At 32.0% G+C, this 1766-nt stretch carries 3 protein-coding genes; 1 reads left to right on the forward strand and 2 read right to left on the reverse strand.

Going from position 1 to position 1766, the window contains the following annotated elements; genetic code table 11:
- A partial coding sequence (locus Q0370_RS11505) for an autotransporter domain-containing protein (RefSeq protein ID WP_299575861.1) occupies window positions 1–581 on the forward strand: 581 nt, incomplete at its 5' end.
- Window positions 582–638: 57 nt separating this feature from the next.
- On the opposite strand, the gene Q0370_RS11510 is transcribed toward Q0370_RS11505, so the two are convergent.
- Window positions 639–1004: an MliC family protein gene (locus tag Q0370_RS11510; protein ID WP_299575863.1), complete on the reverse strand. Its 366-nt coding sequence runs from the start codon at window positions 1002–1004 to the stop codon at window positions 639–641.
- An 18-nt stretch (window positions 1005–1022) separates the two neighbouring features.
- Window positions 1023–1766: NlpC/P60 family protein (locus tag Q0370_RS11515; RefSeq protein ID WP_299575865.1), on the reverse strand; the 744-nt coding region annotated here is incomplete at its 5' end.

Here is a 1766-nt window from a genome sequence, read left to right on the forward strand (position 1 = left end):
GTATCGGATTTGTTGACAGTGATGTTGAAAGAGACATTATTTTAAGCAATAATGACTTTACAAGAGCCAAAATTAATCACAATGACAAAGTTTATTCTGGATATTTAGAAACAGGATATGACATTAAAAATAGTAATGGAGATTTCGTTGTAACACCATTTGTAGGATTGACTCATGATACCGTTGTAAGAGGTTCATTCTCTGAAGAGAAGAGCCAGTTCGGACTGACTGCTGACAAGAAGAACTACAACCAGACAGCAGCATTACTTGGACTTAGAGTTGGAAAATCTGTAAACTGGAACAATGGAAGCAAGACTACATTCCAAGGTTATGTAACACATCAGAGAGCATTCAATGAGCAGGACTTGAGTTTTGACGCAAGATACACTGGACTGCCTGGAGCAACTTTCAAGGTAAAAGGTATTGGACTTTCTAAGAACAAGACCTGGGCAGGAGTTGGAGCATTGACAGAAGTAAATTCTGGATTTGGATGGTATGTGAACTATGACGGTTCTATTGACAGTGGAAAAGGTAAAGGAAATAACAATGTCTTTACTACTGGACTTAGATTTAATTTCTAATTACTTTAAATAAAAAAGGACTGGCTTAAAATTTAGGTACAGTCCTTATTTTTATTGTTATTTTGTAAGATTACATGAAATATCTTTACCGTCTTGATTGAATACTGCCTCATCACCTTTTATGTGAATTTCAATTTTTCCATTGCTATATCGTGAACCGCTTCCCGATACAACCTGATCCAGTTGAAATTTAGCATTTGATGCAGCATCTACTAGTTGAATACTATTATTTGTAATATAATTTACAACATATTGCTTTCCATTACAGCTAAATTTTTGTGAAACAATAGCTTTACGTCTATCATTTATTACTGGATGTTTTCTCTTTATTCTTCTATGTCGGCTTGCTGCGACTACATTTAATGAACTTCCTAATAATAAAATTCCTGCTATTATTGTCACTGCTTTTCCAATTAATTTCATAAAATTCCTACTTTCTTTTTATGCATTGTGAACTCTCACACCATATTTAAAATATTTTCTCCAATAAGGGCTCTTTAATGAAGACATTACTACTCCTTTTGAAGATGATGCATTTATAAACAATGAATTTCCAACATAAACTGCTGTATGGCTTACTCTATTATCTGGTCTAAAATAAACAATATCCCCTGATTTCAAATTTTTCGCTGAAACTCTTGTTCCTTTTTTTATTTGCTGCTGTGAAACTCTAGGAAGTTCTTTATTAAATGCTTCACGGTAAACTCTACGTGTTAAGGCCGAACAGTCAATTCCATTTTTAGAATCTCCACCCCATGCATATTTTGTCCCTCTCCATTTTTTGTAAGATGTCAAAAGTTTTCTTTCAACAGCTACTTTTTTTCTTTCATGAGCAGATCCTGAAGACATTACTTTAGCATGTCTTTGTCTTAATTCTGTCATTTTTGTCTCAATAAGAGCACTTTTATTATTTGAAGGAATTCCATAAATTCCTGTATTTCCTGCACTATGACTTTTTCTATTATTTACAGGTTTGTGAGAAGTTTTCGCTTTGTCAATTTTTTTAGTTTTTGAAGTTTTTGCGTGTAAATTTGATCCTACAAAAGCAGATAACATACATACTGCTGTTAAAAACTTATTTTTTCTCATATATTTTTTATTCCTTTCAAAATTAATTTTCAATTGTAATATTTTTACGTGTATCAATTGTAACATTAATTTTAAGAAAAGTAAATTAACTAAAAA

The organism is uncultured Leptotrichia sp. (assembly GCF_938036635.1).
In the GTDB taxonomy this organism is placed as follows: Bacteria; Fusobacteriota; Fusobacteriia; order Fusobacteriales; family Leptotrichiaceae; genus Leptotrichia; species Leptotrichia hongkongensis.